Source organism: Roseivivax sp. THAF197b (genome assembly GCF_009363255.1).
Lineage (GTDB): Bacteria > Pseudomonadota > Alphaproteobacteria > Rhodobacterales > Rhodobacteraceae > Roseivivax.
On the sequence record NZ_CP045318.1, the window covers coordinates 751,559 to 765,643 of the forward strand.

General features: G+C 64.9%; 19 protein-coding genes and 1 tRNA gene. 11 read left to right on the forward strand and 9 right to left on the reverse strand.

Annotation, left to right across the window (positions count from 1 at the left end):
* Positions 1-3: 3 nt before the first annotated feature.
* Both FIV09_RS03780 and proC read right to left on the reverse strand, forming a co-directional pair.
* Positions 4-345 carry a tRNA-binding protein gene (locus tag FIV09_RS03780; protein WP_152448742.1) on the reverse strand — a complete coding sequence of 114 codons (342 nt, stop codon included), beginning with the start codon at positions 343-345 and terminating at the stop codon, positions 4-6.
* Entirely contained in the window at positions 342-1,154 is an 813-nt protein-coding gene (gene proC, locus FIV09_RS03785) for a pyrroline-5-carboxylate reductase (RefSeq protein ID WP_152448743.1), read from the reverse strand. The genes FIV09_RS03780 and proC overlap by 4 nt, the downstream gene beginning before the upstream one ends.
* Before the next feature lie 210 nt (positions 1,155-1,364).
* Here proC and FIV09_RS03790 point away from each other — a divergent pair, with 210 nt between their 5' ends.
* Positions 1,365-1,841 carry a YHS domain-containing (seleno)protein gene (locus tag FIV09_RS03790; RefSeq protein WP_152448744.1) on the forward strand — a complete coding sequence of 159 codons (477 nt, stop codon included), beginning with the start codon at positions 1,365-1,367 and terminating at the stop codon, positions 1,839-1,841.
* Between the two features lie 90 nt (positions 1,842-1,931).
* Here the strand turns inward: FIV09_RS03790 and FIV09_RS03795 are convergent, their stop codons facing one another.
* Entirely contained in the window at positions 1,932-2,432 is a 501-nt protein-coding gene (locus FIV09_RS03795; protein ID WP_152448745.1) for a YbjN domain-containing protein, read from the reverse strand.
* A 359-nt stretch (positions 2,433-2,791) separates the two neighbouring features.
* On the opposite strand from FIV09_RS03795, the gene ribB reads away from it, so the two are divergent.
* The 4 genes from ribB (at position 2,792) to FIV09_RS03815 (ending at position 5,372) form a co-directional block, all read left to right on the forward strand.
* Entirely contained in the window at positions 2,792-3,919 is a 1,128-nt protein-coding gene (ribB, locus tag FIV09_RS03800; protein ID WP_152448746.1) for a 3,4-dihydroxy-2-butanone-4-phosphate synthase, read from the forward strand.
* Positions 3,919-4,470, forward strand: a complete 552-nt coding sequence (locus FIV09_RS03805; RefSeq protein WP_152448747.1) for a 6,7-dimethyl-8-ribityllumazine synthase — start codon at positions 3,919-3,921, stop codon at positions 4,468-4,470. The genes ribB and FIV09_RS03805 overlap by 1 nt, the downstream gene beginning before the upstream one ends.
* 53 nt (positions 4,471-4,523) lie before the next feature.
* Positions 4,524-4,967, forward strand: coding sequence for a transcription antitermination factor NusB (gene nusB, locus FIV09_RS03810; RefSeq protein WP_371417767.1), 444 nt, complete (start codon positions 4,524-4,526; stop codon positions 4,965-4,967).
* Positions 4,968-5,054: 87 nt separating this feature from the next.
* Positions 5,055-5,372: a hypothetical protein gene (locus FIV09_RS03815; RefSeq protein WP_152448749.1), complete on the forward strand. Its 318-nt coding sequence runs from the start codon at positions 5,055-5,057 to the stop codon at positions 5,370-5,372.
* 281 nt (positions 5,373-5,653) lie between these two features.
* On the opposite strand, the gene FIV09_RS03820 is transcribed toward FIV09_RS03815, so the two are convergent.
* Genes FIV09_RS03820 through FIV09_RS03830 form a run of 3 tightly spaced genes read right to left on the reverse strand, consistent with a single transcriptional unit; the run spans position 5,654 to position 8,097 of the window.
* Positions 5,654-6,031, reverse strand: a complete 378-nt coding sequence (locus FIV09_RS03820; protein ID WP_152448750.1) for a VOC family protein — start codon at positions 6,029-6,031, stop codon at positions 5,654-5,656.
* A gap of 6 nt (positions 6,032-6,037) precedes the next feature.
* Entirely contained in the window at positions 6,038-6,775 is a 738-nt protein-coding gene (locus FIV09_RS03825; RefSeq protein ID WP_152448751.1) for a hypothetical protein, read from the reverse strand.
* Positions 6,772-8,097 carry a hypothetical protein gene (locus tag FIV09_RS03830; RefSeq protein WP_152448752.1) on the reverse strand — a complete coding sequence of 442 codons (1,326 nt, stop codon included), beginning with the start codon at positions 8,095-8,097 and terminating at the stop codon, positions 6,772-6,774. The genes FIV09_RS03825 and FIV09_RS03830 overlap by 4 nt, the downstream gene beginning before the upstream one ends.
* A gap of 119 nt (positions 8,098-8,216) precedes the next feature.
* Between FIV09_RS03830 and FIV09_RS03835 the strand changes: the two genes are divergently transcribed.
* A complete protein-coding gene (locus FIV09_RS03835) occupies positions 8,217-8,687 on the forward strand; it encodes an MmcB family DNA repair protein (RefSeq protein ID WP_172975618.1) in 471 nt (156 codons plus the stop codon).
* Here FIV09_RS03835 and FIV09_RS03840 read toward each other — a convergent pair.
* Complete coding sequence (locus FIV09_RS03840) at positions 8,665-8,865, reverse strand: DUF6324 family protein (protein ID WP_152448753.1); 201 nt, start codon at positions 8,863-8,865, stop codon at positions 8,665-8,667. The genes FIV09_RS03835 and FIV09_RS03840 overlap by 23 nt on opposite strands.
* Positions 8,866-8,972: 107 nt before the next feature.
* Here FIV09_RS03840 and FIV09_RS03845 point away from each other — a divergent pair, with 107 nt between their 5' ends.
* The 3 genes from FIV09_RS03845 to FIV09_RS03855 all read left to right on the forward strand — a co-directional run bounded on the left by FIV09_RS03845 (position 8,973) and on the right by FIV09_RS03855 (position 11,024).
* Positions 8,973-9,455, forward strand: a complete 483-nt coding sequence (locus FIV09_RS03845) for a GNAT family N-acetyltransferase (protein WP_152448754.1) — start codon at positions 8,973-8,975, stop codon at positions 9,453-9,455.
* A 54-nt stretch (positions 9,456-9,509) separates the two neighbouring features.
* Positions 9,510-9,586: transfer RNA gene (locus FIV09_RS03850), tRNA-His, on the forward strand.
* 382 nt (positions 9,587-9,968) lie between these two features.
* The gene (locus FIV09_RS03855) at positions 9,969-11,024 is read left to right on the forward strand and encodes a YeiH family protein (protein WP_152448755.1); all 1,056 of its coding nucleotides are present in this window, start codon (positions 9,969-9,971) and stop codon (positions 11,022-11,024) included.
* A gap of 73 nt (positions 11,025-11,097) precedes the next feature.
* Here the strand turns inward: FIV09_RS03855 and FIV09_RS03860 are convergent, their stop codons facing one another.
* Positions 11,098-11,406, reverse strand: coding sequence for a DUF6476 family protein (locus tag FIV09_RS03860; RefSeq protein WP_152448756.1), 309 nt, complete (start codon positions 11,404-11,406; stop codon positions 11,098-11,100).
* Between FIV09_RS03860 and FIV09_RS03865 the strand changes: the two genes are divergently transcribed.
* Together FIV09_RS03865 and rpoH are read left to right on the forward strand one after the other, a co-directional pair.
* Complete coding sequence (locus tag FIV09_RS03865; RefSeq protein ID WP_152448757.1) at positions 11,405-12,436, forward strand: RluA family pseudouridine synthase; 1,032 nt, start codon at positions 11,405-11,407, stop codon at positions 12,434-12,436. The genes FIV09_RS03860 and FIV09_RS03865 overlap by 2 nt on opposite strands.
* Before the next feature lie 157 nt (positions 12,437-12,593).
* The gene (gene rpoH / locus FIV09_RS03870) at positions 12,594-13,490 is read left to right on the forward strand and encodes an RNA polymerase sigma factor RpoH (RefSeq protein ID WP_152448758.1); all 897 of its coding nucleotides are present in this window, start codon (positions 12,594-12,596) and stop codon (positions 13,488-13,490) included.
* 72 nt (positions 13,491-13,562) lie between these two features.
* On the opposite strand, the gene FIV09_RS03875 is transcribed toward rpoH, so the two are convergent.
* On the reverse strand, positions 13,563-13,982 hold the full coding sequence (locus FIV09_RS03875; RefSeq protein WP_152448759.1) for a universal stress protein: 420 nt from the start codon (positions 13,980-13,982) through the stop codon (positions 13,563-13,565).
* Between the last annotated feature and the right edge of the window lie 103 nt (positions 13,983-14,085).

Genomic DNA, 14,085 nt, shown 5'->3' on the forward strand with positions numbered 1-14,085 from the left:
GCGTTAATGCATCCTTGCGCCGTTGGGCACCGGATGATCGGGGCTGAGCAGGACGATGCCCCCCGCCGGGTCGGAACAGCCCAGCGTCAGCACTTCCGACATGAACGGCCCGATCTGGCGGGGCGGGAAATTGACGACCGCCATGACCTGCCGACCCGTCAGCGCATCGGGGGTATAGTGATCGGTGATCTGGGCGGAGGTCTTCTTCTCGCCGATCTCGGGGCCGAAATCGATCCAGAGCTTGAGCGCGGGTTTGCGCGCCTCCGGGAAGGGCTCCGCGCGGGTGATGGTGCCTGCGCGGATGTCGACGCGCAGGAAGTCGTCGAAGGTGATGGGGTCGCTCATTGCCCCAACTCGCGCGAGCGGGCGGCGGCGGCCTTGACGGTCGCGCGCATCAGGGGCGGCAGGCCTGCCTCCGCGTCCATCAGGACGTCGAGCCCGGCCTGCGTGGTGCCATTGGGAGACGTGACATTCTTGCGCAATGTGCCGGGATCGGTGCCGGTTTCCTGCGCCAAGGCACCGGCGCCTGCCACGGTCGCGCGGGCCAATGACAAGGCGAGATCGGGGGCCAGACCCTCGGCCTCGCCGGCGGCCGCCAGGCATTCGATCATGTGAAAGACATAGGCCGGGCCGGAGCCCGACACGCCGGTGACCGCATCCATCTGCGCCTCGTCCTCGAGTGTCACGACCTCGCCCACGGCCGAGAGCAGCAAGTCCGCCTGGGCATAGTGATCCTCGGTCGTTCTGGCATTGCCGATGATCGCGGTGATGCCCTTTCCGACGGCGGCGGGCGTGTTGGGCATGGCGCGGATGATCGGGGTCTCTGCGCCCATCAGCGCCTCGTATTTCGCGATGGGCACGCCCGCGGCCACCGACAGGAACATGGTCGTGCCGTTGCCGAGCGCCTGAAGGCCCGGAAGCGCGTCGTTCATCATCTGCGGCTTTACCGCGACCAGGACGATGGCGGGGCTGTCGGGCAGGTCGGTGTTCAGGTGAACGCCCGTGCCCTGCAGCCAGTCCGACGGCGCGGGGTCCTGCACGGTGACGCTGCCGGGCGGCAGGCCGCGATTGAGCCAGCCCTCCAGCATCGCGGAGCCCATCTTGCCGCAGCCCAGAAGGACAAGGCCGCGTTGCGCGATTTGGGTGTCTTTCATGGCTCTGCTCCTTGGGTCCGTCTCTGGTTCAACGCTCCGCACGATGGCGGGCCGGTCCGAGGGGTGCAAGCGGTTCCTCGGCGAGCGGCGCGGGACGCCGAACGGCCGATTGTGACAGCGTCTCACAAGACGGTCAGGTTTGCGGCAGGTCTCTGGTGGGCGCGCTATCGCGTCGCCATGTTTCCCGCATCATTCAACGGAGGAGACGACATGCAGATGAACCGCAGGCACATTCTGACCATCGGGGCCGCGCTGCCCCTCGCGGCCCTTGCCGGCACGCTGGCAAGCACGGGTTGGGCGCAGGACGCTCAGAGCGTCTATACGGAAGGCGGCATCGCCATCGATGGCACCGATCCGGTGGCCTATTTCACCGAAGGCCGCCCGGTGGCGGGCGCAGCGGATATCACCCATGACTGGCGCGGGGCGACCTGGCGCTTTGCCGGCGTTGAGAACCGTGACGCCTTCGCCGCCGATCCCGAAGCCTATGCGCCGCAATATGGCGGGTATTGTGCCTGGGCGGTTGCCGAAGGGTACACGGCGGCGACCGTGCCCGAGGCGTGGCGCATCGAGGATGGCAAGCTCTATCTCAACTATTCGCAGCGCATCCAGAAAAGGTGGGAACGCGACGTGCCGGGCAATATCACGCGCGCCGATGCCAATTGGCCGGAGCTTGCGGGCGGCTCCTGAGCGTGCCCGGGCCGCATCCCGCAAGAAACGCGGCCGCGGTGAACGTCGCGGCCGCGCTGGCGGTCGAACCGGGCGGGGAGAGACGCCCGGTCAGGCCGTGCCGTACGCCTCGGAGATGGCGATCTGCATCGCCTCGGCGGGTGTTTGGTTGCCCCAGACCATCAGCTGAAAGGCCGGATAGAGCCGTTCGGACGCCATGACTGCGGCGCCGATCATCGTGTCGATCTGCTCGGGCACGGCCACCTGGCCGCCCGACAGCACCAGACCGTACTTGTAGACCATCAGCTTCTGATCGCCCCAATAGGAGAAGCTGCCGGCCCAGCATTGATCGTTGGCGCGATTGAGCCCTTCGTAAAGCGCAGGCACCCGATCCTCCGGCGGCTCCATCTCGAACGTGCAGATCAGGCGCAACGTCTCGTCGTAGCCGGACCAGGCCAACGTGACGGAATAGGTGCGCCATTGTCCCTCGACGGCCATGGCAATCTGGTCTTCACCGATCCGGTCGAAATCCCAGTCGTGATGCTCGGCCAGATGTTCGACGATGTCGATCGGATGAAGTTCTTCGGACATAAACGTCTCGGACACTGCCATGGGCCACCTCATGTGTTGTAGCGGAGGGGGCTGGCAGCGCCCCCTAGCGCTTGGTGCCTGCTCTAGAAGGGCGAAGGTTCTCGCCAACTCCTACGAGATATGGTGCCTGCGCCGACGCCCCCCTGTAAAGCGATATTTTCGGGTGACCGACAATAAGTTGTGGATGGCTTGCGGCAGCGCCCAAGATGGGGGCTGTGGATAAGTCCGAAATCCACAGCGGAGACCCCGTCCCAGCGCGGCACTACGGCGCGGCATGCATGTGGCCCGCGCGGTGCGGATGCACTGGCCTTCGCGGCATATCTGCTCTATCTGCGCGATGCGCCCGTCACGCCCTATGGCGCGCCAGATCAGGAGACCCGATGACCGATTACGAAGCCCCAGGCCCCGTCGAAGAAAACTGGCGCGACGCGATCTCGTCCGTGGAGGAGATCATCGAGGAGGCGCGCAATGGCCGGATGTTCATCCTTGTCGATCACGAAGATCGCGAGAATGAAGGCGATCTTGTGATCCCGGCGCAGATGGCGACGCCCGATGCGATCAACTTCATGGCGACCCATGGGCGCGGCCTGATCTGCCTGTCGCTGACGCGCGACCGGATCGAGGAGCTGGGCCTTGAGCTGATGTCGTCGAACAATTCCTCGCGCCACGAGACGGCCTTCACCATCTCGATCGAGGCGCGCGAAGGCGTGACCACGGGCATCTCGGCCGCCGACCGTGCGCGCACAGTGGCAGTGGCCATCGACAGCGCCAAGGGGCCGCAGGATATCGCGACGCCGGGTCACGTCTTTCCGCTACGCGCGAAGGATGGCGGCGTATTGGTGCGGGCAGGCCATACCGAGGCCGCGGTCGATATCTCGCGGCTGGCGGGGCTGAACCCATCGGGCGTGATCTGCGAGATCATGAATGAAGACGGCACCATGTCGCGTCTGCCCGAGCTCGTGGCTTTCGGCCAGCGCCACAACATCAAGATCGGCACCATCTCCGACCTGATCGCCTACCGGCGGCGTAACGATAACCTCGTGCGGATGGAGAAGGAGCAGAGCGTCACCTCGGAATTCGGCGGTGAGTGGCAGATGCGGGTCTTCTCGGACAGCACCCATGGCGATGAGCACATCGCGCTGGTCAAAGGCGACATCACCACGGACGCGCCGGTTCTCGTGCGGATGCACGCGCTCGATCCGATGCTCGACGTGGTGGGCACGGGCCCCGCGAAGCGCGCGGACGAATTTCGCGATGCGATGCGCATCGTCGCCGAAGAGGGGCGCGGCGCGGTGATCCTGTTGCGCGACACCTCGATGAAGATGGGCAATACGCAGGATGTGAGCCCCTCCACGTTGCGGCAATACGGGCTTGGCGCACAGATCCTGTCCTCGCTCGGTCTGTCGAAACTGATCCTTCTGACCAATTCGCCGACGCCCAAGGTCGTGGGCCTTGATGCCTACGGGCTCGAGATCGTCGGCACCCGCAAGATATCGGAGCTGGGCTGATGGCCATGAACGAGACGCATTACACCATCCCGCGCGGACAGGTCGACAAGCCCACCAAGGTGCTGATCGTCGTGGCGCCCTATTACCGGGACGTGGCCGACCAGTTGATCGCAGGCGCGCGCGCCGAGATCGAAGCCTGGGGGGCGGAGCACGACCTGATCGAGGTGCCGGGCGCGCTGGAAGTGCCGACCGCGATCGGCATGGCCGAACGCATGTCCAACTTCGACGCCTATGTGGCGCTCGGTTGTGTCATCCGGGGCGAGACCACGCATTACGAGACCGTGTGCAACGACAGCTCGCGCGGGATCACGCTTCTGGGCCTGCAGGGGCTGTGCATCGGCAACGGCATCCTGACCGTCGAGAACAAGGCGCAGGCGGATGCGCGGGCCGACGCCGAGGGGCAGAACAAGGGCGGGGGGGCTGCCGCGGCGGCCTTGCATCTTCTGGGCCTCGCTCGTAAGTGGGGCGCTTCGCGCAAGGGCGTGGGCTTCGTGCCCCAGCGCGACGAATACCAAGTTGCAGGCGACACCAAGGGCACGCCCAAAGCATGACCGCACCCGAACAAAGCTCAGACCCGAAACGCGACGCGCGGCAGGCCCGCAAGATGGCCCGCTCGGCCGCCCGGCTCTATGCCGTGCAGGCCCTGTTCCAGATGGAACACTCGGAGCATTCCGCGGACCGGGTCCGTCAGGAATTCCTGAATTTCCGCTTCGGCGCCGAGATTGAAGAGGGCGAGGAGATGATCGACGGCGATGTCGATCTCTTTCGCAAGATCCTCGACGATGCGGTGAACTGGCAGGCGCGGATCGACCAGATGACCGACCGCGCGCTTGTGGCGAAATGGCCGATCACGCGGATCGATCCCACGCTGAGAGCACTCTTTCGCGCCGCGGGCTCCGAACTGGTGGCCTCGGACGTGCCGCCCAAGATCGTGATCGTCGAATACGTGGAGATCGCGCGCGATTTCTACCCCGAGGGCAAAGAGCCGAAATTCGTCAATGCCGTGCTCGATCACATCGCCCGCGAGGCCAAGCCAGACGCGTTCTAGGCGGATCCCGGCCAAGACGGCTTTGCCGGGCGGCGGCTTCGCGCTATCTTCCTCATGAAACCCACCGCGTTTTGGAAGGAGGGCGTCATGCCCAGCCTCGTCAAATTCTTCATTCGCCACGCTCTTATCGGTTTTGCGATCTCGGCGGTCTTCGTCGCAGCGCTGATCTGGCAGAACGTCATGGGCCTTGGCCATCTGATGACGCGGAACGTCGAAGGCGTCTTGGCCGCAGGTCTGTTGTGGTTCTTCCTCGGGACCATTTTCGGCGGCGCCCAGACCGGAATCGCGCTGTTCCTGATGCATGAGGACAAGGATCGCGACGACGATGACGATGATCCGCAGGGCGGTCAGCGTATCCCGGTGCATGTGCCGGTGGAGGCGTCCTCGCGCCGCCGTCACCTCTGAGCCAGCGATCCGACCAGACATCAAAAAGCCCCGTCCGCATCGCTGCGCACGGGGCTTTTTCTAGGCGGCGGGACCACCACAACCGTGGGGTTATCTCATTCCCGAGGACCTGTATATACAGGTGGGCGCCAGGTAATCAGACCAGGGCCTGAACAGAGCCAGCTCCCTCGGAATTGCTTAAGGCCACCGGAATGCAACCGTTCACGAGAAGGGCAGTACCCGCCTGACCCCGAGCTAAGCCGCTGACGGCTCCGCGACAAGGGGCGCGCGCGGAAATTCCGTTATGTCGCAGGTTCGGAGATCTCGATGAGGTTGCCATCGGGGTCGCGCAGATAGATCGACCGGATCGGTCCCGTGGCGCCCGTGCGCGGAACAGGCCCTTCGAACCAGGTGAGCCCGGCTTGCTTCAAGCGCGCCATGACGTCGTTGAGCGGGCTGTCGGCAAGAAAGCAGAGGTCGAGCGCACCGGGCGCGGGCGTCGCGGCATGGGGCACGATTTCCTGACCTGCAATATGGATATTGATCTTCTGGCTCCCGAAATGCAGCGCGCGGCGGCCGTCGCCGAACTGCTCAAGCCTGCAGCCCAGCGTCGTGTAGAAGGCGATGCAGGCCTCCGCATCGCGGGTGGTCAGCACGATATGATCTATGGCCCGTAGCATCCGCGCTTACTCCGTCTCGAAGCCGTAGCGCCGGATTTCTTCAGGAAGCAGCACGTAGATCTCATCGGGCGGCGTGCCGAGGGCGTGTTGCATGACCAGCGGGTCGATGCCCATCTCGTCGAGATAGGTCATGACCTCGCCTTGCCCGCGCTGGATATCCTCGACCGCGACAAAGGCGGGCAGGATCGTGGATTTGCCGAAATAATGCTGGTGCACGCCCAGCGACGCGCCCTCTTCGAGCTGCCGCGTCGTGCCACCTGCAAAAAGATAGGGGCAGGCGGAGTAGCAATATTCGCCCGACAGCATCTTCGTCCCGATGCCCTGGTTGCGCAGATGCCGCCCAAGGCGAAGCGCATCGGCCACCGAACCTCCGGGCGATTGCAGCACGAGCGTCTCCGGCGCCGGTTGCACCTCGGAAAGCCGTTCGGCGATGCGTTCGGCATCGCCCGGGGCAATGCCTCCTTCGAGTCGCCATTCCGCGCCTTCGACCTCGGTCAGGGTAAGCCGCTCGGGCAGGGCGCCCGGATCGCGCACCGGGTTGAGGTCGGGCGTGACGCGGTCCGGATCGAAGGTGCGCCGCTGATCGCCTGGGCGCACGGGTTCCGTCAGGGCAGGCGCGCCGGGGCCGAAGCTCGGCAGCCGAAAGCCCCCGTCGGCCATGTCGCCCGCGACGAGCGCACCGCCGATCACAAGCTGGAAGGCCAGCACGCCCTTGAGCGCGCGGGAGATGTTGATGCCGCTCACGAGGCCCCCCGCCGGATGGGGGAGACGGGGCGGTTGTCCTCGGCCTCCTGCGGCAGGGCTGCGGCCTCATGGGAGGTTGCAGCATCCGCATCCGCCTCGACCGCGCGGAAGGCGGCCATTGCCGCGCGCAGCTCCGCCAGTGTCATCGTATCGGCCAAATCCGCGCCTTCGCGCCCGTCGCGGATCGCGCCCTGCGTGACGGCGAGGATCAGGACCAGCACCGCGGGCAGAAGGTCGATGGCGATGGCGCCCGCCCAGGAGGGCACGAAATTGCGCGCATAGAGGATGACCGCATCGGCGGAGGAGATGGGCGTATACGTGACCTCGGAGGCAGGCGTGAGAGCGATGACGCTTTGTGCCGCGCGTTCCAGCGTTTCGGCCCGGCTGGCAAGCACTTCGAGGACGGATGTGATCGTGGCCGCCTGATCGCCACGGCTTTGCTCGGTCCGGCCGTCGAGTTCTGGCAGCACGACGGAGGCGGCGAGATCCTGTGCGGCGCGCTCTACCAGCGTGGCCACGGACAATTGCCGGAGCTGCGTGATGAGGCCCTGCAGGTTCACCGCGGCCTCCGAGAATTCGACCGAGCGCGCCTCGACGGGGCCCGGCTCCACCGTCAGGGCGCGCATCCGGCTCAGGATGCCGTTGCCCTCGGCGAAGGCCTGCTCGACGCGCGGGGTCTGCTCGGCGATCTGGGTCTCCAGAGCCTGCAACTCGGCAGCTTTCTGGCGGAGAACGCGGAACACGGCGCCGCGGCCCGCAAGGCCCGACAGCGTGCCCTGCGCCTCCTGCTCCGACAAATCCTCGAAGCTTTGGCGCACGCGGGCCACGTCGCGTTCGAGCGATTGCGCCGAGAGCGCGATCTCATGCGCGCGCTCCAGGCTCGACTGGTAATCCTGCACGGTCTTGGCGAGGTGCTGCTCCACCGCGGCGGAACCGGCGAGCGCCGCGGCATTCAGCCACGACGACATCGCCACGATGGCGAGCGAGCCGAGCCCCATTGCGCCCAGAAGACCCGCGCGGGAGCGTGCCGAGCGCATGACCGGGAACAGCCGCAGAAGATACGACCAGAAGACGAAGATGCCGACGGACACGGCGACCGAATAGGCGATCGCGGCAAAGACGGACATCGCGCCATTGTCGTCGAGAAGCGAGGACACGCCGAGATAGGTGTAGATGCCGGACGCCACGGCCAGCACACCGAGCGCACTGCCCGAGAAGCTTTCAAGCCAGTGCACATGGCCCTGCAACTCGCGCGCATGGGTGATCCCCCGCTGATCCGAGGTGACGGGCCGGGCCGTCTCTTGCTGGGTCTCGTTGGCCATTGGGGAGGTCCTTCGCGCTGGGGCAACGGCGCGAAGGTATAGGGTGCGCGCGCCCACCGGAAGGGCTTGCCGAAAAAGTGACCCTTGGCATGTTCACGAATTGTTCGTAAATTGCGGGCATGAGTCTCGTCGATTTGCCCAACCTGATGCCCGGCCAGCTTCTGGCGCGCGGCGTGTCGCGCCATCTGACCCATGCGCATGGCTTTTCCTGCATCGAGGAATTCGTGCCGGAGCGGGGGCGCCGGGTCGATGTCATGGCGCTGGGCGCGAAGGGCGAAATCTGGGTCGTCGAATGCAAATCCTCGCGCGCCGATTTCATGTCGGACGGCAAGTGGCAGGGATATCTCGACTGGTGCGACCGCTATTTCTGGGCGGTCGATCAGGATTTCCCGACGGACCTCCTACCCGAGGAGACCGGCCTCATCATCGCGGATGCCTATGATGCGGAAATCGTGCGCATGGCGCCCGAGCACAAGCTTGCAGGGGCACGGCGCAACGTCCTGATCCGCAAATACGCGCGCCACGCTGCCTTGAGGCTGCAGGCGGCGCGCGATCCCGATGCGGGGCTCAGCGCTTTGTCTTGGAACTGAGTTTCTGCGCGGCCTGCACGGCGGCGCGGATTTCCTCTGCGATGTCCTCGGCCTCGTCGGGCGAGAAATCCATCGGAATTTCCAACCCGTCGGCGGTCACGAACAGGCGCACCATCCCCTGATCGGTGGGGCCGATCTGAAGATTGGCCTCGATGTCGCGTTCGTCGTTGATACCCATGCTGCGGTCCTCGTCCTTGCGTCGGCGCCTCGGATGCCCCGGTGATCCGCCGGGAGTTACGAGGAGAGGGATTGAAAATCAAGGCGGTGGCGCGCCATCCTTGGGGCATGGTTATCACGTTGCGCGCTTTCACGAGCGCCGATCTCGAATGGGTATGCGACTGTCACGGCACGCTCTACGCGCAGGCGGAAGGGTTCGATGACAGCTTCGGCGCGCTGGTGCGGCAGATCCTCACGGATTTCGTGGCCGAACACGACGCGGACTTCGAACGCGGCTTCATTGCCGTGGATGGCGAGGGCAGGCGGCTGGGATCGATCTTCTGCGTGCGCCACGATGCCGAGACCGCGAAACTGCGCTTGTTCCTGCTGGTGCCCGAGGCGCGTGGCCGAGGTATCGGGCGGCAGCTTCTGGAGGCCTGCACCGATTACGCGCGCGATTGCGGCTATCGCAGGATGACGCTCTGGACCCATGAAAGCCACCGGGCGGCATGTGCGCTTTATGCGCGCTCGGGCTGGTCGTTGCTGGGGTCGAAGGATGTCGTGAGTTTCGGCCAGCCGCTTGTGGAGCAGCATTGGGAAAGGCCTCTTTGAGCGGCCAATCGGGGCTTGCAATGCCGGGGATGGGGCGATATTTCCCGCGCCAGTGCCGCCTTAGCTCAGTAGGTTAGAGCGCTAGATTGTGGATCTAGAGGTCCCCCGTTCGAGCCGGGGAGGCGGTACCATTTTCCCGATATTCCAAGACGGTCGCGGCATCCTGGACGATGGGCGCAGCCGGTCGGTCCTGCGAGACAAGCGCAACGCGGGGCGAGTCGCGCCATGTCATGTGCGTCGCAAGCGGCGTGTCATTCGGAGCGTTGACCATCGATAGGCTGGCGTTTCCCGCATTGAGATGATTTGTCAGAGCGTGAATGGCCGGAATATTGCGGCGCAGGTGCTGGATCCGCGGGAACGCTCGATGATGAAGCGCTGTCGCCGCGCATAAGATCGGAGGCGGGCGACTTCTGTGTCTCCCGCAGTCACGCAGATGACAGACCTTGCTGAGATCATATCGCTTCCCGGTGCCGCCGCTCCTATCCGTGCGGGTTCGGTGGATGGTAGCGCGGTATGACGGAACCTGACGACATCACGGCGGAGATCGGCGGGGAAGCCGGACTGCGCGCCAAGGCGCGCGTGGTCTTCCCAGGCCTCTTGGTCGCGGCTATCATCGCGCTCGCCAGCCAGTTCGTGGCCGAGCATTACGGCGCACCCGCGATGCTTCTGGCCCTCCTGTTCGGTGTGGCGCTGAATTTCCTGGGCTCCGAAGCCAAAAGCCGCCCGGGCATCGATTTCGGCTCCCGCGAGGTTCTGCGGCTGGGCGTGGTGCTTCTGGGCGTGCGCATCAGCGCCGAGATGCTGAACGTCCTCGGCTGGGAGATCATCCTGTTGGTGATGGCCGGGACCGTCGTGACCATTTCCTTCGGGATGCTGACCGCGCCGCTTTTCGGCTTTCGTCACCGCTTTGCCTTTCTGTCTGCAGGCGCTGTTGCGATCTGCGGCGCATCGGCGGCCATGGCCATCGCGGCCATCCTGCCCCGCGACGAGCGGTCGGAGGAACGGCTGATCTTCACGGTGGTCGGGGTCACGCTGCTGTCGACCGTGGCGATGATCCTCTACCCGATCCTCGCCGAAAGCCTCGGTCTCGACACCAAGACCACGGGCATCTTCATCGGGGCGACGGTGCATGATGTGGCGCAGGTCGTGGGTGCGGGCTTCTCGGTCAGTCAGGAAACGGGGGACGTCGCCACCCTGGTGAAACTCCTGCGGGTTCTCATGCTGGCGCCGGTCGTACTCGTGGCGACGCTCGTGATCCGGTCCGTCATCGGCGCGGAGGAGACAGGCGGGACGCGGCCGCCGCTGGTGCCCGGGTTCGTGCTGGGCTTCATTGCGCTTGCGACGCTGGGATCGTTCGGGCTGCTGCCTGGCTTCGTGATCACGGTTGCGTCCGAGGCGTCGCGCTGGCTGTTGCTGATGGCGATCGGATCGGTGGGCATGAAGACCTTGCCCAAGGACATCCTGAACGTGGGCACATCGGCGGCGGTGTTCCTTGTGGCGCAGACGATGTTTCTTGCGCTGTTCATCCTGATCGGTCTGTGGCTGCTCGCGGGGTTTCCGGCTGTCTGAGGCCTGCCGGGACTGCCTTTAAACAGCCTTTCGCAAGGTCGCGGCGCGCAACCTGTTCGATTTGTCCCAAGCGTCACTCCGCGGGCGTCAGAATCGCGCTTTGGCGCAAGGTCCCGTCCGGCGCGAAGACGAGAACCGTATCCTGATCGGTGACCACGATGATCCGGTCGGTCATCGCCGTGACGGACAGTGCCGTGGCGCCTGCGGGCAAGTCCAGCGCGTCGGGCAGGGCCATGGGGGCCGGTTCGCGGAAGCGGATGACAAAGAGCGCAATGATGACTAGAAGGCCCGCGATCATCGTCGCGGTCAGTGTCGTGACCAATATCTTGAGAAACCGGATATCGCCGCCCGGCACCGGATCGGGTTGAGAGGGGCCATCCATGCGCGTCACCACCTATCGTTTTGCGATCGGGCCGAACCCGCCTTCGCGGCTTGATAAGGCCTTGGCGCGCGATGTGCCAGAGAGCGCCGCATTGTCGCGGACCCGGCTCGCCGCCCTTCTGGGCGAGGGCGCTGTGCGCATCAACGGAAGCGTCGCATCCGATCCCAAGGCCAAGATCGCCGAGGGCGCCGAGGTCGAGATCGACGTGGCCGAAGCCGCAGAGGTCGATATCCGGCCCGAGGCCATCCCGCTCGACATCCTGTTCGAGGATCCGGACCTGATCGTCGTGCACAAACCCGCAGGCATGGTTGTGCACCCCGCACCCGGCACGCCGGGGGGCACGCTCGTCAACGCGCTCCTGCATCATTTCGGGGACGATCTGTCGGGCATCGGCGGCGAAAAGCGGCCGGGCATCGTGCACCGGATCGACAAGGATACGAGCGGGCTTCTGGTCGTGGCCAAGTCCGACCGGGCGCATCACGGCCTGGCCCGGCAATTCGAGGCCCATAGTGTCGAGCGGCGCTACCTCGCGCTGTGTTACGGCGTGCCCGATACGGGCGATCCGCGTCTGCGCGGCGTGCGCGGCGTCTCGTTCGAGCCGGGTGCCGTGATGAAGATCACCACCGGTCTTGCGCGCCACAAGACCGACCGTCAGCGTCAGGCGGTCTATTTCGACGGGCAGGGGCGGCACGCGATCACCCGCGCGCATCTTTTGGAACACTTCGGCAGCCCGCCGTCGCTCGGATTGTTGGAATGCAGGCTCGAAACCGGGCGCACGCACCAGATTCGCGTGCATATGGCGCATGCAGGATTCGGCCTTGTGGGCGATCCGGTCTATGGCGGACGCCGCAAGATCAGTCCGAAAGCCGTGTCGGAGGCCGCACTGGCCGCCGTGAAGACTTTTCCGCGTCAGGCGCTCCATGCCGCGACGCTGGGCTTCGATCACCCGGTCAGTGGCGAACACCTGTCCTTCGAGGCGCCCTTGCCCGGGGACATGGATGCGCTGCTCAAGGCTCTGTCTGTGCGCTGAAACACGAAGCACATGCGCTTGAGACGGGTGAAACAGGGACCCGTAGCCGAAGCGGATGCGTTAAGGTGATGACAAGACTTGGACGTCTATACGCTTGAAACCCCCAAGACTGCCTCCCATATGGGATGTTAAGTCGGTAAACATTGGAGGGATGGGAATGAGTAATTATGGAAACCTTCCGGCGCCATCACCCGAAGCGGGGCTGAGCCGGTACCTGCAGGAAATCCGGAAATTCCCGCTCCTGGAGCCGGAAGAGGAATACATGCTGGCCAAGCGCTGGGTCGAGGATGAGGATACCGAGGCCGCGCACAAGATGGTCACGTCGCATCTGCGTCTCGCCGCCAAGATCGCCATGGGCTATCGCGGCTACGGCCTGCCGCAGGCCGAGGTCATCTCCGAGGCGAATGTGGGCCTGATGCAGGCCGTGAAGCGCTTCGATCCGGAAAAGGGCTTCCGCCTTGCCACCTACGCGATGTGGTGGATCCGCGCCGCCATCCAGGAATACATCCTGCGGTCCTGGAGCCTTGTGAAGCTTGGCACCACGTCGGCCCAGAAAAAGCTGTTCTTCAACCTGCGCAAGGCGAAAAGCCGGATCGGCGCGCTTGAAGACGGCGATCTGCGGCCCGAGCACGTGCAGCGGATCGCGACCGATCTCGGCGTGACCGAGGACGAGGTCATCTCGATGAACCGGCGCATGTCGGGGGGGGATGCGTCCCTCAATGCTCAGGTCGGTCAGGAAGACGACGGCGCGATGCAGTGGCAGGACTGGCTGGAGGACGAGGACGCCGACCAGGCCAGCGACTACGAGGCCAAGGACGAGCTGGATACGCGCCGCGCACTTCTGACCGAAGCAATGGATGTGCTGAACGACCGGGAAAAGGACATCCTCGTGAAGCGTCGTCTGGCAGAAAAGCCGATGACCTTGGAGGATCTGAGCGGCGAATACGATGTCAGCCGCGAACGGATCCGGCAGATCGAGGTCCGCGCTTTCGAGAAGCTGCAGAAACGGATGACGGAATTGGCGAAGGAGCAAGGGCTACTGTCCAACGCCTGACGCGGCCTTCGCCTACAGAAGTGGAAAGCCGCCGGACGTCCCGGCGGCTTTTTCGTGTCGCGGCTACGCATCTCAGGGCTCGCGGACGATCATCACCGATGCGCCCGAATGCCCTGCGATCGCGCCCCCGTTGGACGACCAGAAATAATTCGCGATGCTGGGCTTGTGCGACGCCATGATCACCAGATCGGCCCCGAGTTCGTCCACGGCCTTGAGCAGCGCATGATCCAGATCGACGGCCTGATCGTGCAACACAAGTGCATGCGACGCGGCCTCGTAATCATTCTGACGCCCTTGGCTTTCCGCAAAATTGGCCAGCTTTCCGCGGAACTCCTCGGGGCTGTGGGCAAGGGCGCTGGGTTGGGTCGACGTGGCCGAGACAAAGGTGACCTTGGCGCCGTGATGCTTGGCCTGATCGGCGGTCACCTCAAGGGCGCGCTTCAATTGATCGGTATGCGCCAGATCGACGGGGGCCATGATATGATTGAACATTTTGGGTCTCCTTGTCTTTGGGAAGGCTGCGCGCAAGCGCGCAGGATCGAGATCAGGAACACGCTATGAGGGCTGCGCGCCGGTGGCATTGTCCTATGTCAAA